The sequence below is a fragment of the Sphingobium sp. C100 genome, from assembly GCF_000508185.1.
Classification (GTDB): domain Bacteria; phylum Pseudomonadota; class Alphaproteobacteria; order Sphingomonadales; family Sphingomonadaceae; genus Sphingobium.
Window position 1 is genome coordinate 19,368 of sequence record NZ_AYOY01000198.1, and the last position, 22,513, is coordinate 41,880.

Annotated in this window: 24 protein-coding genes and 2 tRNA genes; 12 read left to right on the top strand and 14 right to left on the bottom strand. The window is 63.5% G+C overall.

Annotation, left to right across the window (positions count from 1 at the left end):
• Positions 1 to 66: 66 nt before the first annotated feature.
• The 3 genes from glk to C100_RS45065 are packed head-to-tail and all read left to right on the top strand — an operon-like array spanning position 67 to position 2,214.
• Positions 67 to 1,041 (top strand): glucokinase, encoded by a 975-nt coding sequence (glk, locus tag C100_RS45055; RefSeq protein WP_031310247.1) that lies wholly within the window; start codon positions 67 to 69, stop codon positions 1,039 to 1,041.
• Positions 1,042 to 1,043: 2 nt separating this feature from the next.
• Positions 1,044 to 1,661, top strand: a complete 618-nt coding sequence (gene eda, locus C100_RS45060) for a bifunctional 4-hydroxy-2-oxoglutarate aldolase/2-dehydro-3-deoxy-phosphogluconate aldolase (RefSeq protein WP_031310248.1) — start codon at positions 1,044 to 1,046, stop codon at positions 1,659 to 1,661.
• Between the two features lie 40 nt (positions 1,662 to 1,701).
• Complete coding sequence (locus C100_RS45065; protein ID WP_024021754.1) at positions 1,702 to 2,214, top strand: hypothetical protein; 513 nt, start codon at positions 1,702 to 1,704, stop codon at positions 2,212 to 2,214.
• A 10-nt stretch (positions 2,215 to 2,224) separates the two neighbouring features.
• Here the strand turns inward: C100_RS45065 and C100_RS45070 are convergent, their stop codons facing one another.
• Together C100_RS45070 and hemB are read right to left on the bottom strand one after the other, a co-directional pair.
• A complete protein-coding gene (locus C100_RS45070; protein ID WP_024021755.1) occupies positions 2,225 to 2,797 on the bottom strand; it encodes a gamma carbonic anhydrase family protein in 573 nt (190 codons plus the stop codon).
• Positions 2,798 to 2,801: 4 nt separating this feature from the next.
• Positions 2,802 to 3,797, bottom strand: a complete 996-nt coding sequence (gene hemB, locus C100_RS45075; protein WP_024021756.1) for a porphobilinogen synthase — start codon at positions 3,795 to 3,797, stop codon at positions 2,802 to 2,804.
• Between the two features lie 93 nt (positions 3,798 to 3,890).
• On the opposite strand from hemB, the gene mtgA reads away from it, so the two are divergent.
• Complete coding sequence (gene mtgA / locus C100_RS45080; RefSeq protein ID WP_024021757.1) at positions 3,891 to 4,586, top strand: monofunctional biosynthetic peptidoglycan transglycosylase; 696 nt, start codon at positions 3,891 to 3,893, stop codon at positions 4,584 to 4,586.
• A gap of 407 nt (positions 4,587 to 4,993) precedes the next feature.
• Here mtgA and C100_RS45085 read toward each other — a convergent pair whose 3' ends face one another.
• From C100_RS45085 to C100_RS45110, 6 genes are all read right to left on the bottom strand, one after another.
• On the bottom strand, positions 4,994 to 7,555 hold the full coding sequence (locus tag C100_RS45085; RefSeq protein ID WP_024021758.1) for a TonB-dependent receptor: 2,562 nt from the start codon (positions 7,553 to 7,555) through the stop codon (positions 4,994 to 4,996).
• A gap of 366 nt (positions 7,556 to 7,921) precedes the next feature.
• Positions 7,922 to 9,190: an ATP-dependent Clp protease ATP-binding subunit ClpX gene (gene clpX, locus C100_RS45090; protein WP_024021759.1), complete on the bottom strand. Its 1,269-nt coding sequence runs from the start codon at positions 9,188 to 9,190 to the stop codon at positions 7,922 to 7,924.
• A gap of 140 nt (positions 9,191 to 9,330) precedes the next feature.
• Positions 9,331 to 9,963, bottom strand: coding sequence for an ATP-dependent Clp endopeptidase proteolytic subunit ClpP (gene clpP, locus C100_RS45095; RefSeq protein ID WP_031310249.1), 633 nt, complete (start codon positions 9,961 to 9,963; stop codon positions 9,331 to 9,333).
• A 92-nt stretch (positions 9,964 to 10,055) separates the two neighbouring features.
• Positions 10,056 to 11,048, bottom strand: coding sequence for a glycosyltransferase family 2 protein (locus tag C100_RS45100; RefSeq protein WP_024021761.1), 993 nt, complete (start codon positions 11,046 to 11,048; stop codon positions 10,056 to 10,058).
• Positions 11,049 to 11,190: 142 nt separating this feature from the next.
• Positions 11,191 to 12,825: a trigger factor gene (tig, locus tag C100_RS45105; RefSeq protein ID WP_024021762.1), complete on the bottom strand. Its 1,635-nt coding sequence runs from the start codon at positions 12,823 to 12,825 to the stop codon at positions 11,191 to 11,193.
• Positions 12,826 to 12,893: 68 nt separating this feature from the next.
• A tRNA-Leu gene (locus tag C100_RS45110) sits at positions 12,894 to 12,978 on the bottom strand.
• Positions 12,979 to 13,101: 123 nt separating this feature from the next.
• Here C100_RS45110 and C100_RS45115 point away from each other — a divergent pair.
• From C100_RS45115 to C100_RS45125, 3 genes are all read left to right on the top strand, one after another.
• Positions 13,102 to 13,299, top strand: coding sequence for a hypothetical protein (locus C100_RS45115; RefSeq protein WP_024021763.1), 198 nt, complete (start codon positions 13,102 to 13,104; stop codon positions 13,297 to 13,299).
• 190 nt (positions 13,300 to 13,489) lie between these two features.
• Entirely contained in the window at positions 13,490 to 14,095 is a 606-nt protein-coding gene (locus C100_RS45120) for an RNA polymerase sigma factor (protein ID WP_024021764.1), read from the top strand.
• Positions 14,013 to 15,032, top strand: a complete 1,020-nt coding sequence (locus C100_RS45125; protein ID WP_024021765.1) for a FecR family protein — start codon at positions 14,013 to 14,015, stop codon at positions 15,030 to 15,032. The genes C100_RS45120 and C100_RS45125 overlap by 83 nt, the downstream gene beginning before the upstream one ends.
• Here C100_RS45125 and C100_RS45130 read toward each other — a convergent pair whose 3' ends face one another.
• From C100_RS45130 to C100_RS45145, 4 genes are all read right to left on the bottom strand, one after another.
• Entirely contained in the window at positions 15,033 to 15,731 is a 699-nt protein-coding gene (locus C100_RS45130) for an NAD-dependent deacylase (RefSeq protein ID WP_024021766.1), read from the bottom strand.
• A gap of 50 nt (positions 15,732 to 15,781) precedes the next feature.
• The gene (locus tag C100_RS45135) at positions 15,782 to 16,096 is read right to left on the bottom strand and encodes a YdeI/OmpD-associated family protein (protein ID WP_031310250.1); all 315 of its coding nucleotides are present in this window, start codon (positions 16,094 to 16,096) and stop codon (positions 15,782 to 15,784) included.
• An 80-nt stretch (positions 16,097 to 16,176) separates the two neighbouring features.
• Positions 16,177 to 16,830: an MOSC domain-containing protein gene (locus C100_RS45140; RefSeq protein WP_024021768.1), complete on the bottom strand. Its 654-nt coding sequence runs from the start codon at positions 16,828 to 16,830 to the stop codon at positions 16,177 to 16,179.
• Positions 16,831 to 16,902: 72 nt separating this feature from the next.
• Positions 16,903 to 17,121, bottom strand: coding sequence for a DUF2945 domain-containing protein (locus C100_RS45145; RefSeq protein ID WP_024021769.1), 219 nt, complete (start codon positions 17,119 to 17,121; stop codon positions 16,903 to 16,905).
• A gap of 124 nt (positions 17,122 to 17,245) precedes the next feature.
• On the opposite strand from C100_RS45145, the gene C100_RS45150 reads away from it, so the two are divergent.
• From C100_RS45150 to C100_RS45165, 4 genes are all read left to right on the top strand, one after another.
• A complete protein-coding gene (locus tag C100_RS45150; protein WP_024021770.1) occupies positions 17,246 to 18,424 on the top strand; it encodes a glycosyltransferase family 4 protein in 1,179 nt (392 codons plus the stop codon).
• Between the two features lie 28 nt (positions 18,425 to 18,452).
• Positions 18,453 to 19,772, top strand: a complete 1,320-nt coding sequence (locus C100_RS45155; protein WP_024021771.1) for a replication-associated recombination protein A — start codon at positions 18,453 to 18,455, stop codon at positions 19,770 to 19,772.
• Positions 19,769 to 20,626 carry a hypothetical protein gene (locus C100_RS45160; protein WP_024021772.1) on the top strand — a complete coding sequence of 286 codons (858 nt, stop codon included), beginning with the start codon at positions 19,769 to 19,771 and terminating at the stop codon, positions 20,624 to 20,626. The genes C100_RS45155 and C100_RS45160 overlap by 4 nt, the downstream gene beginning before the upstream one ends.
• A gap of 29 nt (positions 20,627 to 20,655) precedes the next feature.
• A tRNA-Thr gene (locus tag C100_RS45165) sits at positions 20,656 to 20,730 on the top strand.
• A gap of 507 nt (positions 20,731 to 21,237) precedes the next feature.
• Here C100_RS45165 and C100_RS45170 read toward each other — a convergent pair.
• The gene (locus C100_RS45170) at positions 21,238 to 21,678 is read right to left on the bottom strand and encodes a cupin domain-containing protein (RefSeq protein WP_024021773.1); all 441 of its coding nucleotides are present in this window, start codon (positions 21,676 to 21,678) and stop codon (positions 21,238 to 21,240) included.
• A gap of 121 nt (positions 21,679 to 21,799) precedes the next feature.
• Here C100_RS45170 and C100_RS45175 point away from each other — a divergent pair, with 121 nt between their 5' ends.
• Positions 21,800 to 22,102 (top strand): glycine zipper 2TM domain-containing protein, encoded by a 303-nt coding sequence (locus C100_RS45175; RefSeq protein ID WP_031310252.1) that lies wholly within the window; start codon positions 21,800 to 21,802, stop codon positions 22,100 to 22,102.
• Positions 22,103 to 22,211: 109 nt separating this feature from the next.
• Here the strand turns inward: C100_RS45175 and C100_RS45180 are convergent, their stop codons facing one another.
• Entirely contained in the window at positions 22,212 to 22,487 is a 276-nt protein-coding gene (locus C100_RS45180) for a hypothetical protein (protein ID WP_024021775.1), read from the bottom strand.
• Between the last annotated feature and the right edge of the window lie 26 nt (positions 22,488 to 22,513).

The following is a 22,513-nucleotide window of genomic DNA, read 5'->3' on the forward strand; positions in this document are numbered from 1 at the left end:
GCCTTGCAGATGCGAGTGAAGCCCCCGCTTTCGCCGGGATGCCGCAATAACATTGGGATGCCTTTGATGACCGACATCATCGCCGCCGACATCGGCGGAACCAACGCCCGCTTCGCGCGGGCGTCGCTGGACGACAAGGGCGTGCCCACGCTCCGCACCGTCCGCAAATATAAGGTGGAGGACTATCCTAGCCTCATCGCCTGCTGGAACGCCTTTGCCGAGGATGAGAAGAAGGACGGCGCGAGCGAACTGCCTGATGCCGCCTCCATCGCTTTCGCCACCGCAATCGGGCGCGACGTCATCAAGCTGACCAACAGCAATTGGGTGATCCGTTCGGACACGCTCGCCGCCGATCTGGGCGTGCGCACGGTGCGGCTTGTCAATGATTTCGAAGCCGTGGCCCATGCCGTATCGCGCCTTCCGCAAGAAAATCTGCCGCTTCTTTTCGGCAAAGACCGGCCTTTCCCGCGCGACGGCGGCGTCACCATCCTTGGCCCCGGCACGGGCCTGGGCGTCGCCATGATCGCTTATGACAACGGGCAACCGCATGTCATCGCGACCGAAGGCGGTCATCTGGATTTCGCGCCGCTCGATCATATCGAAGAGCGGGTGCTGTCTTATCTGCGCGACAAGTTTCTGCGCGTATCGACCGAGCGGATCGTATCCGGGCCAGGCCTCAACTATATTTACAAGGCGCTCGCGACGATCGGCCATGACCGCGTTGTGCTGATGGAAGACCCGGAACTGTGGCAGGCGGCGCTCGACGGCAGCGATCCTTTCGCGCGGGCGGCGCTGGAACGCTTTTGCCTCTGCTACGGATCGGTCGCGGGCGACTTGGCGCTGGCGCACGGCCCCCATGCGGTTGTGCTGGCCGGTGGTTTGACCCAACGGATGCGCGATTTCCTGCCGCATAGTGGGTTCCACACACGTTTCACGGCCAAGGGCCGGTTCGAAAGCCTGATGGCGACGGTACCGATCCGCTGCGCCGTCCATGATGAAATCGGCTTGTTCGGCGCTGCCGCAGCCTTCAGGGAGAAATGAAAATGCGTCTGACCGTCGAACAAGTGATGGATTTGGCTCCGGTTATCCCCGTATTGGTGGTGGAACGGGTCGAGGACGCCCTGCCGATCGCACAGGCGCTGGTAAAGGGCGGCCTGCCCGCGCTGGAAGTGACGCTGCGCACGCCGGCCGCGCTGGATGTCATCCGCGAAATGGCGAAGGTCGAAGGCGCCGTAGTGGGCGCTGGCACGGTGCTGAACCCGGCCCAGCTCGACGCCGCGATGGAAGCGGGCGCACGCTTCATCGTCAGCCCCGGCCTGACCGAGCCGCTGGGTAAGGCGGCCATCGCGGCGGAAGTCCCTTTCCTGCCCGGCACCGCGACTGCGGGCGACGTCATGCGCGGCATGGACATGGGCCTGTCGCACTTCAAATTCTTTCCCGCCGAAACTTCTGGCGGCCTGCCCGCGCTCAAGGCGCTGGCCGCACCGCTCCACACCGCCCGTTTCTGCCCGACCGGCGGCATCACGGGGCAGAGCGCCCCCGAATGGCTGGCCCAATCCTTCATCAAATGCGTCGGCGGCAGTTGGGTCGTGCCCAAGGGGCCGGTCGATGCCGCAAAGATCGAGGCATTGGCGCGCGAAGCCGCGGCGCTGGCGCGCTGAGGCGGTTGCGCCCGCCCGCCGCCCGTCCTAGATGCGAGCCATGACTCCGCGCCGCCTTCTCACCGCCCTCGCCCTGATGCTGTCGGGCTGCGCCGGGGCGCCGCAAAATTATCCGTCGCTCGCCAAGCGGCCGATCGAAAGCGCGCCGATCGCCGAGGTGTCGCCGCCGCCTGCGTCGATCCCGGCCGACGCCGAATTGTCGGCTGAGATCGCCCGCTATGTCGAGCAGGCCGACAAGGGCGCCGCCGCCTTCGAGGCTGCCTATGCCGAGGCAGACAAAGCCGTGAACGCAGCGGCGCGGGCCGCAGTTTCCAGCGATGCCTGGGTCGGCGCGCAAGTGTCGATCAGCACGCTGGAGGCTGCGCGCAACGACAGCGTGTCGGCGCTCGCCAGCCTGGATACCCTCTATGTTCAGCGCAGCAACGCGGTGGCCGACGGCAAGTCCGCAGGCGGTCTGGCGGATATCGACGCGGCCCGCAGCGCGGCGCTGGCGCTGGTCGATCAGCAGAATGACCGTATCGACGCGATGAAGGCGCGCCTGCCCCAGCCCTGAAATCCGCAACCTATTCGAACGCTGCCTTGACGGCGCCCTTATGCGCCTTGGCATTATGGACATAATGGTCCACCCCTTCCCGCATGGCGATCAACGCTTCGTCGGTCAGGTCGCGCATATATTTGGCCGGGCGACCAGCCCATAGCTGACGATGCAGCACCCGCTTGCCCGGCGAGAGCAATGCGCCCGCCGCCAGCATGGCGTCGCTTTCCACCACGGAGCCGCTCATCACGACCGCGCCGAGCCCGACAAAGGCGCGATCATGCAGGACGCAGCCATGGATCATCGCCATATGGCCGATCAGCACATCGTCACCGATGATCGTCGGCCAACCCTCGGCCGGACGATCAGCGCCATCGCCGGGGCTGTCGCAGTGAATGACGGTGCCGTCCTGCACGTTGGTGCGTGCGCCGATGGTGACGCGGTTGACGTCGCCGCGTATCACGCAATTATACCAGATGCTGGCATCCTCGCCGATTTCGACGTCGCCGACGATCCGGCACCCCGGCGCGATGAAGGCGCCGGGATGGATGACCGGCGTCTTGCCGTTGAAGGGGATGATGCTGACGTCGGGATGATCCATCACTTCAGCCCCCCAACAATCGCGCGGCGTGGAGGGCGTGGTAGGTGAGTACGCCCGAACAGCCGGCGCGCTTGAACGCCAGCAGCGTTTCGAGGATCAGTGCGTCCCGGTCCCCCGCGCCCGCCGCGGCGGCATGTTCGATCATCGCATATTCGCCCGACACTTGATAGGCGAAGACCGGGACGGCGAAACGGTCCCGGACACGCGCAACGATGTCGAGATAGGGTAACCCCGGCTTCACCATCACGCTGTCGGCGCCTTCTGCCAGGTCGAGCGCGACTTCGCGCAACGCTTCCTCGCCATTGGCGGGGTCCATCTGATAGTTTTTCTTGTCGCCCTTGAGCAGCCCGCGCGATCCGACCGCGTCGCGGAACGGGCCGTAGAAAGCGCTGGCATATTTGGCCGCATAAGCCATGATCTGGACATTGGCGTGGCCGGTTTCCTCCAGCGCCTCGCGGATCGCGCCGACGCGGCCGTCCATCATGTCGCTGGGCGCGATGATGTCGGCGCCCGCCGCCGCCTGGTTCAGCGACTGACCGATCAGCACGTCGATGGTCGCATCATTGACGACATAGCCCGCTTCGTCGAGCAGTCCGTCCTGGCCATGGGCGGTGTAGGGATCGAGCGCCACGTCGGTCAGCACGCCGATGTCGGGCACCGCATCCTTGATCGCCCGGATCGCCCGGCACATGAGATTGTCGGGATTGAGCGCTTCGGCGCCATCGTCGCTGCGCCGATCCACCTGGGTGTTGGGGAAGAGGGCAAGGCAGGGAATGCCGGCATCGCGCGCGTCCCTGGCCCGCGCCACCATCAGGTCCACCGACCAGCGCGAAACGCCGGGCAAGGCGGCGATCGGTTCCTCGACTCCCTCCCCTTCGGTCACGAACAGCGGCCAGAGGAAATCGCTGGGCGAGAGGCGATTTTCGGCGTGCATTGCCCGGCTCCAGGCCGAGGCGCGGGTGCGGCGCAGGCGCAGCGCCGGATATTGTGCGTGGGTCATGAACGCCGGTGTAGGCGCGGCCGAGGTGCCGATCAAGCCGGGCAAGAGGCTATGGCTTGAACCCTGCCTTGGCTGCGCGCTAACGTCGTCGCCATGACCGCAAAGCCCGTTTCCGTCCGCCGCCGCTCCCGCTGGATCAGCATTCCGCTCAAGATCATCCTCAGCTTCCTCGTCATCTCGCTGCTGCTGGTGGCGCTCTATCGCTTCGTGCCGCCGCCCGTGACGATGACCATGGTCCTTGATCCCAACGGCATCACCAAGGACTGGACCAGGCTGGACGCGATCGATCCCGACATGGCGCGGGCGGCGATTGCGGCGGAGGACGGCAAATTCTGCACCCATCATGGCTTCGACGTTGACGCAATCGCCAAGGCGGCGATCCATAATGCAAGCGGCGGCCGGGTGCGTGGGGGCTCCACCATCAGTCAGCAGACCGCCAAGAATGTCTTTCTGTGGCAGGGCGGCGGTTTCGTGCGCAAGGGGCTGGAGGCTTGGTTCACCATGCTGATCGAGGCGATCTGGGGCAAGCGGCGGATCATGGAGGTCTATCTGAACGTCGCCGAAACCGGCATCGGCACCTATGGCGTGGAGGCCGGGGCAATGCGCTATTTCCACCATGGCGCGGGCAAGTTGAGCCGGGCCGAGGCCGCCCGGATCGCCGCCGTCCTGCCGCTTCCCAAGAAGCGCGCCGCCGTCGCGCCCAGCGGCTTCACCCGCCGTTACGGCAACAAGATCGCAGCGCGGATCGGCGTCGTGCAGCGGGATGGATTGGACGGCTGCCTGCGATAACGGCGGCGACAGCCAAAGTTCACACCGTTGTCGGCCTTTTCCGGCCAATTGTACCTGTAACGCTACAGGAAAGTCACGGGGACGCCACAGCGAAGCCCCTTCAAAGCCACATAAGCGCCCCTGCGACGCGACGGCGAAGCGCCAGTAGCGCGCCGGGCGCGCGACAACCACGCGCCGCAGACGCGCGCGAAAGGCAACGGTCCCGATCGTCAGGGCGCCATGGGGTCGAAGGAGGGCCGCAAGCTGGTCCATCCGGCAGGGTAGATCAGAATAAATCCTACATCGCCAGTGGAACGCGCCCCGCTCCGCATCCAGGTTCGGGCTGGTCTCGGGTAAAGGCGATGCACAAAGAAAAAGGGCGGGGATCGCTCCCCGCCCTTTCCGTTAGATAGCCGTCCTGAAGTTGCTTAGAAGCCGACGATCAGCGAGGCGCTGATCGCGCGCGGCGACCCAAAGTTCACGAATGCCGAGGACGAGCTGGACAGCGTGTCCAGGCCGCCACTAAACGAGCCGACATAGAATTTGTCGAACAGGTTCGAAACGTTGAGCTGGATCGCACCCTTTTCCATGCCCAGGCTCGCCAGCGAGTAACGCAGGTCGAGGTCGACGACGGTGTAGCCGCCGAACTTGGCGCCGGGGAAGATCAGCTTGGTCGAACCATCAGCCAAGGTCGCCGTCTGAATTTCACCGTTGATGTCGTTCAGATAGCGCGAGCTGGTGCGCTTCGCCTGAACGCCCATGGTGAAGTCGCCGACATTGCCCTGGAGACGGCCACCGAACAGGAATTTCGGTGCGCCACGTTCACGCTTGCCTGACGTGCGCAGATAGGCGACGCCGTCCTGAACGTAGCACAGCCCTGCCAGCGCGATGTCGCTGGTGGCCGAGCAGCTGGCCGTCACCGCATCGTTCTCAATTTCCGACTTGATGTAGGAACCGAACAGATAAGCCGTCACTTCCTTGATCGGGCTGTACGAGATGCTGCCGTCAACACCGTATTTCTTGACCGGGCCGAGGTTGGTGTCGGTGCCGTTGCCGTCGATGTCATAGGCGGTGACCAGACGGTTCTTATACTTGGAGTACCAACCGGTGATCGCGGCCTGGACTTGGCCCGACGTGTAGCGCAGGCTCGCGTCGAAGCTGTCCGACGTTTCCGGCGAACGGTAAGCGGCATCGCTACCGTCGGGGAAGTAGAAGGAGTTATACAGCGCGTCCGTGCCGGGAACCGAAATGTTCTTGGCATAGCTGCCGGCAATGCTGATCTGCGGCGTGATTTTGAAGACCGCACCAACGTTGGGCAGGAACTTGTCATATTTCAGCGTGCGGCCCTGCGGTGCAGCCGAACCGCTCGCCTTGCCCGTGGCGTCGTTGAAGCTGTAAGGATGGGTCGCGATATAATCGGCCTGCTGATCTGCCGGCACACAATCGACGAAACCGCCCGAACTGGTAGTGAAGCAATACTGATTCAGGTCGCGCTTGAAGAAGGGCAGACGGCCTCCAAGCAGAACGGTCAGTTGGTCGTCAAAGAAGGTGCCGCGATATTCACCGGCAATCTGGTGCAGCGTGGCATAGGACAAACGATCGCGCTTGGTCAGCGCATTGCCGGCTGCATCGGTCAGCGGGTCGTTGATCGGGAACACGTCCAAAGGCTCGCCGCCCAGGTCCACATAGCCGGCATAACCGGTCTGGCGGTGACGCGCACGATCGTAGCTGTAGGACAGGCGAACGCGGTTATTATCGTCAATCTCGTAGGCCAGGTTGGCGATGCCAACCCAACGACGGGTGTTGGTCTGGCTCGGCTGAAGCAGCGTGACCCGACCGAGAACGCCGTCACCGTTCAAGTCCTGCCCGAAGTAGAAGGAACCGTTATAGTTGCCTGTGCCGGTGTAGCCAGCCTTGGCGTCGGTGAACAGGGTTTCATTGGCGCTGGTCGTGCCGCCGCCATTGGCCTTCACCCACTGATAGGCGCCATCGACCGTCAGCGTGAGGCGCTCGGCCAAGGTGAACTTCGACGCCAAACGGACGTTGCCAGTATTCGAAGGATTGTACCGGCGCTCAAAGTCAGTGCCGCAGGAATTGGGCGTGCTGGTCTGGCTTACGTTGCAGGGATAGCCGCCGGCGATGTCGTAGAAACGACCATCCTTGTTTCCGGTGAAGGCGTTGGCGCGGAGCGGAGAACCACCAAAATTGTTGCGGTTCTGGTTATAATGAGCAGCCAGCGAGATAAAATCGCCGTTAGACCCGATGTCCTGCCAGATCTTGGCGTTATACTGCTGCTTGTAGACCTTGCCATAGTTGGAGAAGGCCGCGTCGTTGCGCGCACGCGATGCCGAAATCCAGGCCTTGGTTCCGTGACCAGTCAGATCGCCGGTATTGACCACGCCGAACATGCGGAAGAAGGGACGATCGCCCGAACCGTCAGCCACAATGTTGCCGTAGCTGACGCTGGCGAGGACGCCATATTCGTCGCTGGGTTCAAGCGTGTTGATGTTGACGGTACCGCCGACAGCCGCCGCGGTCGGGCTGTCGACGTCGGTGGAACCCAGGTTGACGTTGACGTTCTCGATCAGTTCAGGGTCTACCTGCTGATTAGTATAGACCGCATAGTTACCGGAGTCGTTGAGCGGGATGCCGTCGAAGGTCTGCGAAATACGGTCCGAACTGAAACCGCGGATGGTGAAGGAACCACCGCTGGAACCCCAGGGATCGTTGTTGGTGAAGCTGACGCCCGGCACCAGGTTGATGATTTCGTTGACCGACTGGCCGGGACGCTGCGCCTTGATCAATTCCTGGTCAAGCACGACCCTCGCCTTGGGCGAATCGGGAATCTTGACGCCGCCGACGCTCTGATCAGCGCGCGCGCCCGTCACGACGATGGTGTCGAAGTCATTCGAACCGGTCGACTGCGCGAAGGCGGCGCCCGGGATGGCTACGGCGATGACTGCCGCGCTGCCCATGAGAAACTGTTTCATTAGACCCTTGTCCCTTTCCAAGAGTGGGGGCGATCGCACCCACTATCGTCCTGCTCTTTCAAGCTGGAGCCGCCTGTCGCGGCAACTGGCGACGCCCCTGTGATGCTGTCGTTGCGCTTTTGTTACAGCGCATCATCAGGATTGTCGCAAACTCCCCGCAGCCCGATCCACGGTGGGACCAGACAGCGCGCCTATGGGTATAATATGTTGAGATTTCATGACATATTTTCCGACGCGCGGACCAGTTCGGCACTGGTGCAATTTTGCAACGCAGCAGGAATTTTTGTGCGTCGCGCGAAGGCGTGAAAAAGGGGCCGGCGATCGCCGCCGGCCCCTCGTCATTCTATCAAGCAGGACCGATCGAAATCAGGCCGCGTCTTCTGCCCGTTTCTTGCTCTCGCTGAACACCCGGATCGGCTCCTTCGTGCCGGCGACGACATCCTTGTCCACCACCACTTCGCCGACACCTTCCATCGACGGCAGGTCGAACATGGTGTCGAGCAGGATCGATTCGAGGATCGACCGCAGGCCGCGCGCGCCGGTTTTGCGTTCGATTGCCTTCTTTGCGATCGCCGTCAGGGCATCGTCCGTGAAGCTAAGCTCGACATTCTCCATGTCGAACAGCTTTTGATACTGCTTCACCAGGGCGTTTTTCGGTTCGACCAGGATCTTGACCAGCGCCGACACATCGAGGTCTTCCAGCGTGGCGATGACCGGCAGCCGGCCCACAAATTCAGGGATCAGACCGAATTTGAGCAGATCTTCCGGCTCCGACTGACGCAGCAATTCGCCGGTCTTGCGCTCTTCGGGCGCGGCGACATGCGCGCCGAAACCGATCGACTTGGCTTCCAGACGATCGCCGATGATCTTTTCTAGGCCCGCAAAGGCGCCGCCGCAGATGAACAGGATGTTGGTCGTATCGACCTGAAGAAACTCCTGCTGCGGATGTTTGCGGCCGCCCTGGGGCGGAACGCTGGCGGTGGTGCCTTCCATCAGCTTGAGCAGCGCCTGCTGCACGCCTTCGCCCGACACGTCGCGGGTGATGGAGGGATTTTCCGCCTTGCGGCTGATCTTGTCGATCTCGTCGATGTAGACGATGCCGCGCTGCGCCTTTTCGACATTATAGTCGGACGCCTGCAACAGTTTGAGGATGATGTTTTCCACATCCTCGCCGACATAGCCGGCTTCGGTCAGCGTCGTCGCGTCCGCCATGGTGAAGGGCACGTCGAACGTCTTGGCCAGCGTCTGGGCCAGCAGCGTCTTGCCACAGCCGGTCGGGCCAACGAGCAGGATGTTGGACTTGGCCAGTTCCACCTCGCCCGGCTTCGAACCGTGATTGAGGCGCTTGTAATGATTATGGACCGCCACCGACAGCACGCGCTTGGCGCGGTTCTGGCCGATCACATAATCGTCGAGCACATCGCAGATTTCCTGCGGGGTGGGCACGCCGCCATCTTTCCGGCCGACGAGACCGCCCTTGGTCTCCTCCCGGATGATGTCGTTGCACAGTTCCACGCATTCGTCGCAGATGAACACGGTCGGTCCCGCGATCAGCTTCCGCACCTCATGCTGCGACTTGCCGCAGAAGGAGCAGTAGAGCGTGCTTTTCGAATCCGAACCGGTAAGCTTAGTCATTCGCCATTCTCTCTTCCCTCCCGGCTGGCAGTCACCAGAGCTGCGTCCGGCGAGGGATTTTCTGGTCCAAAGGCCATCCTAGCCCGCCGCGCGCCCTTTTCACAAGAGGTGAAAGTGACGCAGCGGCGTAAAGATAGGCTTTATCCCTCGGTTGTTTCCGCCATCGGGCGGCGATCAAAGACTTCGTCGACCAGGCCGAAGGTCTTGGCCTCGTCCGCTTCGAGGAAGGTGTCGCGGTCCATCGCCCGCTCCACAGCTTCCAGCGTCTGGCCGGTATATTGAACATAAAGATCGTTCAGGCGACGACGGATGCGCAGGATTTCCTTGGCCTGGATTTCGATGTCGGACGCCATGCCCTGCGCCCCGCCCGAAGGCTGATGCACCATGATGCGCGCGTTCGACAGGGCGATGCGCTTGCCCGGTTCGCCCGCGGCGAGCAGGAAGCTGCCCATCGACGCGGCCTGGCCGATGCACACGGTGCCGACCTGGGGACGAATATATTTCATCGTGTCATGGATCGCCATGCCGGACGTCACGACGCCACCGGGCGAGTTGATATACATCCAGATGTCCTTTTTCGGATTTTCCGATTCCAGGAACAGGAGCTGGGCGACGATCAGCGACGCCATATGGTCTTCGACCTGACCGGTGATGAAGATGATCCGCTCGCGCAGCAGCCGCGAATAGATGTCGAAGCTGCGTTCGCCGCGGTTCGACTGTTCGATGACGATAGGGACCAACGCGGCCATGGGATCGGACATGATATCGGTCATTGTGCTCTTTTCCGGGTAGTTGCTTTTTGCCCAGCCCCTACATCGGCACAAATGGCGGATGGTTCAAGGGGCTTGGACCAGGGAGGGTCCGATCAGTCGCGGCGCGCGAAATCGGCGGGTGCGCGAAAGGCAAGATAGGCAAGCCGCCGCACTTCGCGCCGGCCGCGCACCACGGTGTCGAGGATGAGACCGCACATCGCGGACAAGGTGGCGAGGATCATCAGCCCCGTCACCAGAATCGCCGTGGGAAAGCGCGGCACGAGGCCGGTATGCATATAGGTGACGATCAGCGGCGCGGCAAGCACCAGCCCCAGCAGCGCCAGCGCGGCGGCGATCAGACCGAAGAAGAGGACGGGCCGTTCGATGCGATAGAGGGTGATGATGGTGCGCAGGATGCGAAAGCCGTCACGATAGGTGCTGAGCTTGCTGACCGATCCCTCCGGCCGCGCGCCATAGGCGGTAACGACCTCCGCCACCGGCATGGCGAGTTCCAGCGCGTGCACGCTGATTTCGGTCTCGATCTCGAAACCGGCCGAAAGGACCGGGAAGCTTTTTACGAAGCGGCGCGAAAAAACGCGATAGCCCGACAATATGTCGGTGAAGCTGCGGCCGAAAAGCTGCTTGAGCAACGTCGTCAGCGCCCAGTTGCCGAAGCGATGGCCGCGCCGATAGGCGGCCTCCACCGCGTCACGGCGACAACCGACGACCATGTCCAGATTATCCGCCAGCATCGCGCCGATCATGGCGGGCGCGGCCGCGGCCTCATAGGTGGCGTCGCCGTCCGCCATCACATAGATGTCGGCGTCGATGTCAGCGAACATGCGCCGCACGACATGGCCCTTGCCCTGCTGGCTCACGCGGCGGACGATCGCGCCCGCGCCGGCCGCCAGGTCGCGGCTGGCGTCAATGCTGTTATTGTCGAACACGTAGATGTCGGCGGCAGGCAGCACCCGGCGAAAATCCTCCACCGTCTGCACGATCGCTTCCGCCTCATTATAACAGGGCAGGATCACCGCCACGCGCGGCGTTGCCATGGCAGGCCCATTCTCCACGCTTTCGCCCATCACTGGCGGAAATTCCTTCATCGTCGCGCTAAGCCCCTGCCCAATCCGTCGTGCCGACATGGCGCATCATGATTAAGATTTCATCTGCCATGCCGCCGGCGCAATGAAAAGCGCCCGTGCTTCGGAAGGAAGCCGGGCGCTGTTCATATCGATTCAGGCGATCTTATTCGGCCTTGGCAGCGGCCTTTTTGGGAGCGGCCTTCTTCTTCGGCTTGTCATCGGCGGCAGCGTCGTCAGCGGCTGCATCTTCGACTACAGCCTCGTCCTTCTTGGCCGCAGCCTTCTTGGCGGCAGGCTTCTTGGCGGCAGGCGCTTCCTCCGCCGCAGGAGCGGCTTCCGCATCCCCCGCCGCGTCGGCCGGCTCCGCCTTCTTCTTGGGCGCCGCCTTCTTGGCCTTGGGCTTGTCGTCATGATCATGGTCATGGTCATGACCGCAATCGGGGCCGTGGACATGCGGCTTCAGGTCGCCATCTTCCGCCTCGATTGCGGCTTCCAGTTCCTCGCGCGTCACGGCGCGGCCGGTGACTTCCGCCTTTTCGAACAGGAAGTCGACGACCTTGTCCTCATACAGGGGCGCACGCAGCTGGGCGGCGGCCATCGGATCCTGGCGGACATATTGCACGAACCGCTCGCGATCCTGCGGGCTATATTGCTGCGCGGCCTGCATGACCAAGCGGTTCATTTCCTGGTCGGAAACGGTCACGCCATTGGCCTGGCCGATTTCGGACAGCAGCAGGCCCAGACGAACGCGACGCACCGCGATGGCGCGATAATCGTCCTTTTCAGATTCCATTTCCTTGAGAGCCGCTTCGGGATCTTCCTCATGGCTCGCTTCATGCTGGAGCTGCGCCCAGATCTGGTCGAACTCGGCCTCCACCATGCTGGGCGGCACGTCGAAATCATGCGCGGCGGCGAGCTGATCGAGCAGCTTGCGCTTCATATGGGTGCGGGTCAGGCCATTATGTTCCTGCTCGATCTGCCCCTTGAGCAGTTCGTTCAGCTTGTCCAGCCCTTCCAGGCCCAGCGACTTGGCGAATTCATCGTCCAGCTTGGGCTTGTCGGCGTCCAGCACCGACTTGACGGTCACGTCGAAGGTCGCTGCCTTGCCGGCCAGATGCTCGGCGCCATAATCTTCGGGGAAAGTGACCTCGATGGTCTTATCCTCACCCTTTTTGACGCCGGTCAGTTGATCTTCGAAACCAGGGATGAACTGGCCCGAGCCAAGCGTGAGACGGATGTCCTGCGCCGCACCGCCCTCAAATTCCTCACCATCGACCTTGCCGACGAAATCCACGACCAGCGTGTCGCCTTCGGCAGCGGCGTGATCGTCCGCATGTTCCGCCAGCGCACCCTGCTGGGAGGCGATGCGGCCGGCGGACTCGGCCACCTGCGCGTCGCTGACCTCGACAGTGAGGCGTTCCAGCTTCAGACCCTCGATGCTGGGCGCCGCGATTTCCGGCAGCACTTCCAGTTCGACCTTCACTTCGGCGTCCTGGCCGAATTCAAAGCCTTCATCCAGTTCGACCGACGGCTGCATCGCGGGACGCAGCTTCTGGTCGGCGATCAGCTTCTGAACGCCTTCCTGGATCGAATTATTGAGCGCGTCGCGCTGCAATGATTCCCCGTGCATCTTCTTGACGAGGTTGGCAGGCACCTTGCCGGGGCGGAAGCCGGGCATCCGCACCTGCGGAGCGATCGTCATCACTTCCTTCTCGACGCGCGCGTCGATATCCTTCGAAGTGATGGTCAGGGTATAGGCGCGCTTCAGGCCCTCGTTCAACGTCTCGACAGTCTGCATCTCTTCTCTCAAACGCTTTCTTCAGCTGAATTGCGGTGGCGCCTGCGATGGGCCTGGGCCTGGCGCACTGGTGCGGGCGAAGGGACTCGAACCCCCACATCTTGCGATACCAGAACCTAAATCTGGCGCGTCTACCAGTTTCGCCACGCCCGCATCGGTCGCCGGTCGGCGCGGCATAGAGAAAAGCGCGGGCAGAGGCAAGGGATAGTCGGTTCGGTCGAGGAACCACGCCACGCCACCATGCGTAACGCCCCTATAGCATGAAAGGAAAGCCTCATGGCCACCCGTCCCGCCACCGCACCCGACGGCGTCCCCCCGCCCGACCGGATCGATCCGCAATCGCCCGACGAAACCCCCGTTCCGTCGATCCCGCAGGAAGCGCCGATGCGGCAGCCCGACGAGATCAGCCCCGTCGGCCCGGACTATGACCAGCCAGACCGGGCGCCCGAAGAATTGCCGCCGCCGCCCGACTGAGTGGCAAGCCGCGACAGAAACTGTGCGCGGGAAGCCACATATCCATAATTTATTTTCCCGTGATGGAGGATTTACGGTCGATCCTTAAAATTTGGCCCCGCTTCGACTGGACAGCCCCCTGCATCCATGATTGAACTATGACAGATAAAAGAAATCGGGAGAGGCGCGGCTGACAAAATAGGGGGTCAACGTGCAAAGGGTTCGCGCCAAATTAGAATGGTTCAAGACTGTCATCCTGCCGCAGGAAGCCGCGCTTCGCGGCCGGCTCCGCAGGATATTGCCATCCACCCATGAACTGGACGATATGGTCGCGGAAGTCATGACGCGCGCCTATGCGACCGAAAATTGGGAAAATGTCACCACCGGTCGGGCCTATCTCTTCACCATAGCCCGCAACCTGGTGATCGACACCGCCCGCCGCAACAAGGTGGTGAGCTTCGAGACCATCGCCGATCTGGAATTGCTGGGCGGCGAGAATAATATCGAAGCGCAATTGCACGCGCGCGAGGCGCTGCGCCAGGTTGAGACGATCGTCGAGTCGCTGCCGCCGCAATGCCGCCGCGTGTTCATCCTTCGCCGCATCCACGAAAAATCGATGCTGGAAATAGCGGAGGAGATGTCCCTGTCCGTTTCTACAGTTGAAAAACATCTGGCCAAAGCGATCGCAATAGTTATGCGGGCCTGGGCGGAACGTGAGGAAACGGACTTCGAACGTGCGGGCGTCGGGACCAACTTCAAGCTGCGGGAACAGGGACGCGATCGAGGCGGAAGCCGCGCGCCTGCTGGCCAGGCTTAACGCCGAACCGACGGCCGAGGACGAAGCGGAAATCTGCGCCTGGATCGAAGCCGATCCGCGCCATGCCGTCGCCTTCGCCCGCGCCGAAGCCGCTTGGGAGGCCGCCGAGCGATTGAAAAGCGCCGCAGCCGACGTAACGCTGCCACCGCTTCAACAGATTATCAGCGAGGAACAGCAGCGCCGCCTGTCCCGCAACATCATGGCCGCCGCCGCAGTCGCCGTGCTGCTGTTCATTGTCGCGGCCATCGTGACGGTCCGCACCTTCAGCGGCGTCGAACGCTATGAGACCGGGATCGGCCAGATGCGCGACATCGCGCTGGAAGACGGTTCGGCCCTGCACCTCAACAGCGACAGCGAAGTCGAAGCCCGCTTCACCAGCAATGGCCGCAAGGTCCGTATCCTCAAGGGTGAGGCGTCCTTCGAAATCAACCATGATCCAGAGCGCCCATTTGACGTGGAAGCGCGCGCCGCGCTGATCCGCGCGGTCGGCACCGCCTTCAACGTGCGGCTGCGCCCGTCCCTGGTCGAACTGACCGTCACCCACGGGTCCGTCACCGTCCATTCCGGCAACAGCCTGCAACAGCAGGTCAGCGCCGGCAGCGGCGCGGTGATCCAGCCGCGCAGCATCGCCCTTACCCGCCTCGGTCCCAAGCTGATCGAACAGCGGACCGCCTGGCGCGAGCAAATGGTGGAGCTGGACGGCGAGACGATCGAGCAGGCAACGGGCGAATTCAACCGCTACCGCAAGGCGCCGATCCTGATCGGCGATACGCGGGTGTCGGCGCTGCGCATCGGCGGCCGGTTCCGCACTACTGACAGCCGGGAGTTCCTGTCCGCCCTGCAACTCAGCCTGCCGGTGCGCGTGGTCAGGGGAGAGGACGGGTCGGTGATGCTGCTCTATCGCGACGCCGGGCCGGCCGAGTCCGACACCGACTGATCAGCCGAGCAAGTCCTGCACCAATGCAGGCACGAGCAGGCTCGCCGGACCCAGCCGGCTCTCATCGAAATAGACGCTGCCCGCAGAAGGCTCCAGATTAAGCTCCAGCGTCCGGGCGCCATAATGGCGCGCGCTCTGGACGAAGCCAGCCGCCGGGTAGACCGCGCCCGACGTGCCGACCGACACGAACAGGTCGGCTTGCTGCAACGCGGCTTCGATCCGATCCATATGATAGGGCATTTCACCGAAGAAGACGATGTCCGGCCGTAGAGCGGGGCGCGCACAGCCATCGCAGACCGAAGCGGGAGGCAGCGGATCGGACCAGGCCACCGCCTTGCCGCACGCCGCGCACAACGCCGATTTCAGTTCGCCATGCATATGGATCAGCCGGGTCGCGCCGGCCCGCTCGTGCAGATCATCGACATTCTGGGTGACGATCAGCAGGTCGCCGCCCCAGGCCCGGTCGAGCGCGGCCAGCGCCTGATGCGCGGCATTGGGCGCCACCGCGCCAAGCGTGGCACGGCGTTCATCGTAGAAACGATGGACGAGCACGGGATCGCGCGCCAACGCCTCGGGCGTGCAGACATCCTCCACCCGATGCCCTTCCCACAATCCGTCCGGGCCGCGAAAAGTGGCAAGGCCGCTTTCCGCCGAAATCCCCGCGCCGGTGAGAATCACGATATTGTCAATGTCGGTCATGGCGTCGTTCTAGCGCCTGTTCGCGGGCGTGCGAACCACCTGCCGACCGATCAGGAAACCCGCTTCGGCTTCCCGTCGATCAACACCGCCTGTTGCCATCGGCCGGGCGCTTTGTCGGTGCGGTGGATACAGCCCGCCCAGCAGCAGGGCCGCTTCTTGCCTTCGCGCAGTTCATCCAGGGTTCGCACGATGCGGCGCGCGCGGGTCGCGGGCTGTTTGGCGTCCTCAACCCAGCAGATGAATTCGTTCCGGCCGAGCGGCGTCAGGCTTTCCCACAGATCAAGGGTTGTGGGGTTCGATCGTATCGCGGCCTGCAAGTCGTCCGCAGCGTCATGGACCGTTCCATGGAGAAAATCGTCGGGCATGATGCACTCCGCCTTGTCCAGCCGCATGTTAGACGGATGCGCAGAGGCCGGTCAAAAATGGGGGGCAGTCTCCGGCCGATCTATCCGCCCAGCTTTCGTGCGCGCTCGCGCCAGCTTTCCGCCAGTACGCCTATCCCCGCCAACGCCCGCACCGCCTCCGGTTCGCGCTTGTGCCCGCCGCCGATGAGCAGGCGGAACACCCGTTCGATGGGCCAGCCGGGCAAGGGCCGATCCAGCAGATCCATCCGCGTGCCGGCCTGCGCTTCCCCTTCGCGGATGACGCGGAAGTAGATGCCGCAGCGCCCCGTCTTGACGATGGTCGCCATGACATCGCGCGCGCCGAAACGATGGTCGAGCTTCCAGCAGGGCTGGCGCCCGTGGCTGACCTCAACGATCGCGCTGCCCAGCGAAAAGCGGTCGCCCAGGCACAGTTCCACCTCGGTCATCCCGCGCGACGCGATATTTTCGCCAAAGGCGCCGGGCGCGTCGAGCAGAGGATGCCCCGGCTTGCGTTCCCGCCACCAGTCATAATGATCCTGGGGATAGAGGTGGATGGCCTTGTCCCAGCCGCCATGATGGATCGGGTCCGCCACCGCGTCGCCCGTGAAACCATCCCATCCGATCCGCACAGGCCCCGCCACAGGCATCTTGGCGATGGCGCTATAATCATCGCCGCGGAACGGCACGGGGGTGCCGATGAGCAGCGCGTCGATGGTCATATGGGGCATGGTCATGACACCGCCATGCCATGGTCGCAGGCCGGATGCGATGGCCGATCGGCGCCAAATGGCCGTCCAGCCGTGCGGTCAGCCCGCGCTCAGTTCCGATCGCAGTTTCAGCACCTCGCCGCCATCATCCATCTGGATGAGATAGGCAGGGTTGTCCGGTGTGCCGTTGCGGCGGATGCATGATCCTTCGATCGTCCGTTCGACATGACGATCAAACCGTTCGGCGATCCGACCCCGGCCGACGCCCTGCCCCCAATTCCACTTGACCCGCTTTCCCTTACGGAAGCTATCGGTCATCGGGACATCCTCTCCTGTTCGGGCGCTGGCTGCGTCAGCCGGTTCATCATCATGCAAGGGCAAAATTCCCAAGGTCCGACGTGGTTCCCTTGGGTTTTTCTTTCCGGTGAGTTAAGGGGCGGCGATGAATGCAACCGGCCTGCGCGTCGCCCTGTTCAGCGGCAATTACAATTATGTGCGAGATGGCGCGAACCAGGCGCTCAACCGCTTCGTGGCCTATCTGCTGCGGCAAGGCGCGGCCGTGCGGATCTATTCCCCGACCGTCGACAAGCCGGCCTTTGAACCCACAGGCGACCTGGTGAGCGCCCCGTCCTTCGCCGTGCCGGGACGCAAGGAATATCGCGTGCCCTACCGCATGTCGCGGGAATTGCGCCGCGACCTCAAAATATTCCGGCCCAACCTGATCCATGTATCGAGCCCCGACCCGTTGGGCCATCGCGCGGTGAGCTGGGCGCGTGACCACGGCTTGCCGACGGTAGCGTCGGTGCATACCCGGTTTGAAACCTATCCGCGCTATTATGGTCTGGCGTTTCTGGAACCGCTGATCGAATCGATGCTGCGGCGTTTCTACCGGCGTTGCGACGCCATCGTCGCGCCGTCGGAATCCATGGCGCAACTGCTGCGTGAACAGCGGATGAGCTATGATGTCGGCATCTGGACTCGCGGCATCGACCGGGAGATTTTCAGCCCCGCCCGGCGCGACATGGCCTGGCGCCGGTCGATCGGGATCGGCGACGACATGCCCGTGATCGGCTTCATCGGCCGGCTGGTCATGGAAAAGGGGCTAGACGTGTTTTCCGACACCGTCGATCGGCTGACCGACCGGCAGGTCCAGCATAAGGTTCTGGTGGTCGGCGAAGGCCCGGCGCGCGAATGGTTCCAGAACCGTTTGCCGGGCGCTGTGTTCACCGGGTTTCAGAAAGGCCCTGAGCTGGGCCGTGCGGTCGCCGGCATGGATATATTGTTCAACCCGTCAATCACCGAGACCTTCGGCAATGTCACGCTGGAGGCGATGGCGTGCGGCCTGCCGACCGTCGCGGCGCGCGCCACCGGCAGCGAAAGCCTGGTGACCGAGGGCGTCACCGGGCGGCTGATCCGCCCCGGCGCGATCAGCGATTTCGCTGACGCCTTGCAATATTATTGCCAGGATGAACGCGCGCGCGCCGCCGCCGGACAGGCCGCCCAGGCGCGGACCGAGCGCAATGGCTGGGACCAGGTCAACCAGGCGCTGGTCGACACCTATCTGCGCGTCATCCGCCAGCGCGCCCAGGGACTGGCGCCACGATCCAGCCCTGTTCCCTGAACGCCGGTCCATCCCTATATCGGTCGCAATGCCCGATCTTTTCGCACCCGATGACCTCTCCGGCGCCGATGGCGCGCCGGACACCGCCCCGCTCGCCGACCGGCTGCGCCCGCGCTCGCTGGCCGATGTGGTGGGGCAGGACCATCTGAGCGGCCCTGATGGCGCGATCGGCCGGATGGTCGCGGCCGGTCGTCTGTCATCGATCATCTTCTGGGGGCCGCCCGGCACTGGCAAGACAACCATTTCGCGCCTGCTCGCCGATGCGGTGGGGATGCGGTTCGAGCCGATCTCCGCCGTCTTTTCCGGCGTCGCCGACCTCAAGAAGATTTTTGCCGCGGCGAAGGATCATGCCCGGCGTGGCGAAAAGACCCTGCTCTTCGTCGACGAGATTCATCGCTTCAATCGTACCCAGCAGGACGGTTTCCTGCCCTTTGTCGAGGATGGCACGGTGACGCTGGTCGGTGCGACCACGGAGAATCCCAGCTTCGAACTGAACGCCGCGCTGTTGTCCCGCGCGCAGGTGCTGATCCTGCGCCGGCTGGACGCGGCGGCGCTTGAGCAATTGCTCGACCGCGCCGAAGCGCTGATGGATCGCCCCCTGCCGCTCGACCCCGCGGCGCGCGAGGCGCTGCTGGCGAGCGCCGACGGCGATGGCCGCTTCCTGCTCAACCAGGTCGAGACGCTTTACGCGATCGATATTCCCCAGCCGCTCGATCCGGCGGGTCTTTCCGCCCTGCTCCACCGCCGCGTCGCCGTCTATGACAAGGATCGGGAGGGGCATTACAACCTCATATCCGCGCTGCACAAGTCGCTGCGCGGATCGGACCCGCAGGCCGCACTTTATTATCTTGCCCGGATGCTGACGGCGGGCGAACAGCCGCTTTATGTGCTGCGCCGGCTCGTGCGATTCGCGACGGAGGACATTGGCCTGGCCGACCCGCAGGCGGTGGTCCAGTGCCTGGCCGCCAAGAACGCCTATGATTTTCTGGGCAGCCCGGAGGGCGAGCTGGCGATCGTGCAGGCCTGCCTTTATTGCGCAACCGCGCCCAAGTCGAACGCGGCCTATATGGCGATGAAGACGTCGTTCAAGTCCGCGCGGGACACCGGATCGTTGATGCCGCCGATGAACATCGTCAACGCCCCCACCAAGCTGATGAAGCAGGTCGGATACGGCAAGGACTATCAATATGACCATGACGCGGCCGAGGGCTTTTCCGGCGCAAATTACTGGCCCGAAGACATGAGTCCGCAGACTTTCTATGCGCCCACCGATCGGGGCTATGAGGCGCGCATCGCCGAACGCATCGCCTATTGGGACAAGCTGCGCACGGCGCGCGGGGACGGGTGACGCCGCGGTTCGCGCGCTTCGCCGCGATCGACTGGTCCGGCGCCAAGGGCGCGCGGCACAAGGGGATTGCGGTTGCCCTGTGCGATGCGGGCCAAGCCGTTCCGCGCCTGGTCCCCGCGCCCGGCGGCATTTGGTCGCGGCAGGCGGTGGCCGACTGGATGATCGACGCTGCGCGCACGGCCCCCACTCTGTTCGGCTTTGATTTCAGCTTCGCGCCGCCCTTCGTCGCGCGCGGCGCCTACCTGCCGGGCGACACCGTGCCAGGCGATGGTCGGGCCTTCTGGGCCTATGTCGATGCGATCTGCGATGATGCGGATCTGGGCGCTGCCAGCCTGCTGGAAGTCGCGCATCGCCGCCATTTCTATTTCGGCAAGGCTGACGGCGTGAAGGCTGACTTCATGCACAACCGCGCCTGCGAGGCCCATTATAAGGCGAGCGGCGGCGGCAAGGCTTCCACCGTCTTTGACGCGATCGGCGCGGCGCAGGTGGCCAAGGCAAGCTTTGCGGGGATGCGATTGTTGCATCATGTGCGACCGCATGTCCCGGTGTGGCCGTTCGATCCGCTGCCCACCACTGGGTCGCTGGTGGTCGAAATCTATACCAGCATCGCCGCCCGCGCCGCAGGGCGGCCCAAGGGGCGCACCAAGATGCGGGATGCAGCGGCGCTCGAAGCCGCGCTCACGGCATTGGCGTCGGCGCCCCATGTCGGGCCGATGCCGGACGACCATGGCGCCGACGCCATCGTGACCGCCGCGTGGATGCGGACGGCGGCGCTGCGCCCCGCGCTGTGGTCGCCGACGTCCCTGACCGAAGAAATAGCACGAACAGAGGGCTGGACCTTCGGCATAGTCTGATAGTAAGGGCTGGCCGCCCGAGACGGTGCGCCGGATTAGCACAGCGGTAGTGCAGCGGTTTTGTAAACCGAAGGTCGGGGGTTCGATCCCCTCATCCGGCACCAGTCGAAAACGGCAGCACCAGCCCCAATGCGCACCGCCAAAACGCAAAATGGGGGCCGGCATCGCTGCCGGTCCCCATTTCCGTCAGGTCTGTCGATCCGCGTCCCTGGCGAGATGCGATCATCGGCCCGGCGTATCCTGTCCGTCCTCCCTCACAGGCGAGGGCGCCGTCCAGGCTGTGCATCGGTTCTTGGCCAAGGGCCGCCTACCCGATGCTGGTCGATTGTCCCCGATACCCGACGTTCACTTTCGCGCGCACTCGGCAACGGTTTCAAACGGCCTGTTCGTCAGTCCGGCTCCATCCTTGCGGATATTGCCTACCGGCGAACATCGACGCGATTTAAATGGTTGATTTCTCTTCCATTTATGGACCCGGATCGCTCCGCTTCCATCGTCTCGACCAGTTGATGGTCTCACCATCTTCGAGTCGTTCAAAGCGAAATCGGACGGTTTTTTGACGATCGGGTCGCTAAAATTGTGGATAACTGTGGATAAGTTTGGCCGCGCCGTCAGCCGGGCGGCGACCAATCTGGCGGCGCCAGGATAAAGCCTGCAAAATCAAAGCCCGGCGTCACCGTGCAACTGACCAGCGTCCATCCTCCGTGCGGCACGGCCGCCTGCCAATGATGCGCGGGCACCCAGCCCTGCGGCGTCTGCCCCGCCACCACGTCCGGGCCGAGCATCATGTCGCGCGCCGAGTCCCCCTCTGCCGCGATCGAAAGACGCAATGGCGCGCCTGCGTGCCAGAACCAATGTTCGTCGGCATCCACCCGATGCCAGTGCGACCGCTGATGCGCTTCCAGCAGGAAGAGAATCGCCGTGCCCGCGGGCCGTTCACCCGGCGCGGCGGCGGCTCGCCATGTCTCCCGATACCATCCGCCTTCGGGGTGCGGCGCCAGCCCCAGGCTTTCGACCAATGTCCGTCCATCCCGCTCATCGTCGGCGCGCATCGCTTCACCTCAAATTTTATTGCTTGAGAAACAGTGGCTTGGATCGTTGCCGCAGGTTCATGCAACCTCGATCAATAGTAGGGGGTTCAAGCGTCAAATCACGCTAATGGAGGAGATACTCATGCGTAAAGTCCTGCTGGCCCTGGCCGCCGTTTCGTTGGCCATCCCTGTGTCCATGGCGGTGCCGACCGATGGCGCCCAGGCGCGCAAAAATCATCGCTACAAGGAATGGCGCGGTCGTGACGGCCGCACCTATTGCCGCAAATCTGACGGCACGACCGGACTGATCGTCGGCGGCGTCGGCGGCGCGCTGGTGGGCCGGGCGATCGACACCAAGGGCGACCGCGCCACCGGCACCATCCTGGGCGCCGCCGGCGGCGCGCTGCTCGGCAAGGAAATCGACAGCAAGCGTCGTTGCCGCTGATCCATGCGTCAGAGGATGATCCGTCTTCGCTCGAAGCAGATCAGCCGCGCACGAAAAAGGGACGGCATCCCGTCGGATGCCGTCCCTTTATGCTTTTGAACGGTAAACCTCAGTTCGAAGCGGCGCCGCGCGCATCTTCGACCTTGAAGTTGACCAGCTGGCCGCCCGACACGCCCGACACCTTGCCGTTCTTGACCGACAGGTTGAACGCGACGGCGTCAGGATAACGACGACCCGAAATCACCTTGCCAGCCTTGGTGTCCTTCACCTGATAGACATAGGTGTAGCCTTCATGGCTGAAGCGCTGCTTGGCGTCTTCCTGGGCATGGGCGGCGGTGGCGGCAATGGCGCTCAGGGCGCCGGCGACAATGAACTTGGACAGCATTCGCATGGGTTTTCTCCTTGTGAATG

Coding starts and splice junctions, on each gene's coding strand:
- C100_RS45175 (WP_031310252.1), top strand. CDS start 21,800: ATGCGTAAAGTCCTGCTGGCCCTGGCCGCCGTTTCGTTGGCCATCCCT.
- eda (WP_031310248.1), top strand. CDS start 1,044: ATGCGTCTGACCGTCGAACAAGTGATGGATTTGGCTCCGGTTATCCCC.
- C100_RS45170 (WP_024021773.1), bottom strand. CDS start 21,678: ATGCGCGCCGACGATGAGCGGGATGGACGGACATTGGTCGAAAGCCTG.
- C100_RS45085 (WP_024021758.1), bottom strand. CDS start 7,555: ATGAAACAGTTTCTCATGGGCAGCGCGGCAGTCATCGCCGTAGCCATC.
- C100_RS45145 (WP_024021769.1), bottom strand. CDS start 17,121: ATGACCGATAGCTTCCGTAAGGGAAAGCGGGTCAAGTGGAATTGGGGG.
- mtgA (WP_024021757.1), top strand. CDS start 3,891: ATGACCGCAAAGCCCGTTTCCGTCCGCCGCCGCTCCCGCTGGATCAGC.
- clpP (WP_031310249.1), bottom strand. CDS start 9,963: ATGACCGATATCATGTCCGATCCCATGGCCGCGTTGGTCCCTATCGTC.
- C100_RS45100 (WP_024021761.1), bottom strand. CDS start 11,048: ATGAAGGAATTTCCGCCAGTGATGGGCGAAAGCGTGGAGAATGGGCCT.
- C100_RS45140 (WP_024021768.1), bottom strand. CDS start 16,830: ATGACCATGCCCCATATGACCATCGACGCGCTGCTCATCGGCACCCCC.
- C100_RS45070 (WP_024021755.1), bottom strand. CDS start 2,797: ATGGATCATCCCGACGTCAGCATCATCCCCTTCAACGGCAAGACGCCG.
- C100_RS45155 (WP_024021771.1), top strand. CDS start 18,453: ATGCCCGATCTTTTCGCACCCGATGACCTCTCCGGCGCCGATGGCGCG.
- C100_RS45135 (WP_031310250.1), bottom strand. CDS start 16,096: ATGCCCGACGATTTTCTCCATGGAACGGTCCATGACGCTGCGGACGAC.
- C100_RS45115 (WP_024021763.1), top strand. CDS start 13,102: ATGGCCACCCGTCCCGCCACCGCACCCGACGGCGTCCCCCCGCCCGAC.
- C100_RS45065 (WP_024021754.1), top strand. CDS start 1,702: ATGACTCCGCGCCGCCTTCTCACCGCCCTCGCCCTGATGCTGTCGGGC.
- C100_RS45180 (WP_024021775.1), bottom strand. CDS start 22,487: ATGCTGTCCAAGTTCATTGTCGCCGGCGCCCTGAGCGCCATTGCCGCC.
- clpX (WP_024021759.1), bottom strand. CDS start 9,190: ATGACTAAGCTTACCGGTTCGGATTCGAAAAGCACGCTCTACTGCTCC.
- C100_RS45150 (WP_024021770.1), top strand. CDS start 17,246: ATGAATGCAACCGGCCTGCGCGTCGCCCTGTTCAGCGGCAATTACAAT.
- glk (WP_031310247.1), top strand. CDS start 67: ATGACCGACATCATCGCCGCCGACATCGGCGGAACCAACGCCCGCTTC.
- C100_RS45130 (WP_024021766.1), bottom strand. CDS start 15,731: ATGACCGACATTGACAATATCGTGATTCTCACCGGCGCGGGGATTTCG.
- hemB (WP_024021756.1), bottom strand. CDS start 3,797: ATGACCCACGCACAATATCCGGCGCTGCGCCTGCGCCGCACCCGCGCC.
- tig (WP_024021762.1), bottom strand. CDS start 12,825: ATGCAGACTGTCGAGACGTTGAACGAGGGCCTGAAGCGCGCCTATACC.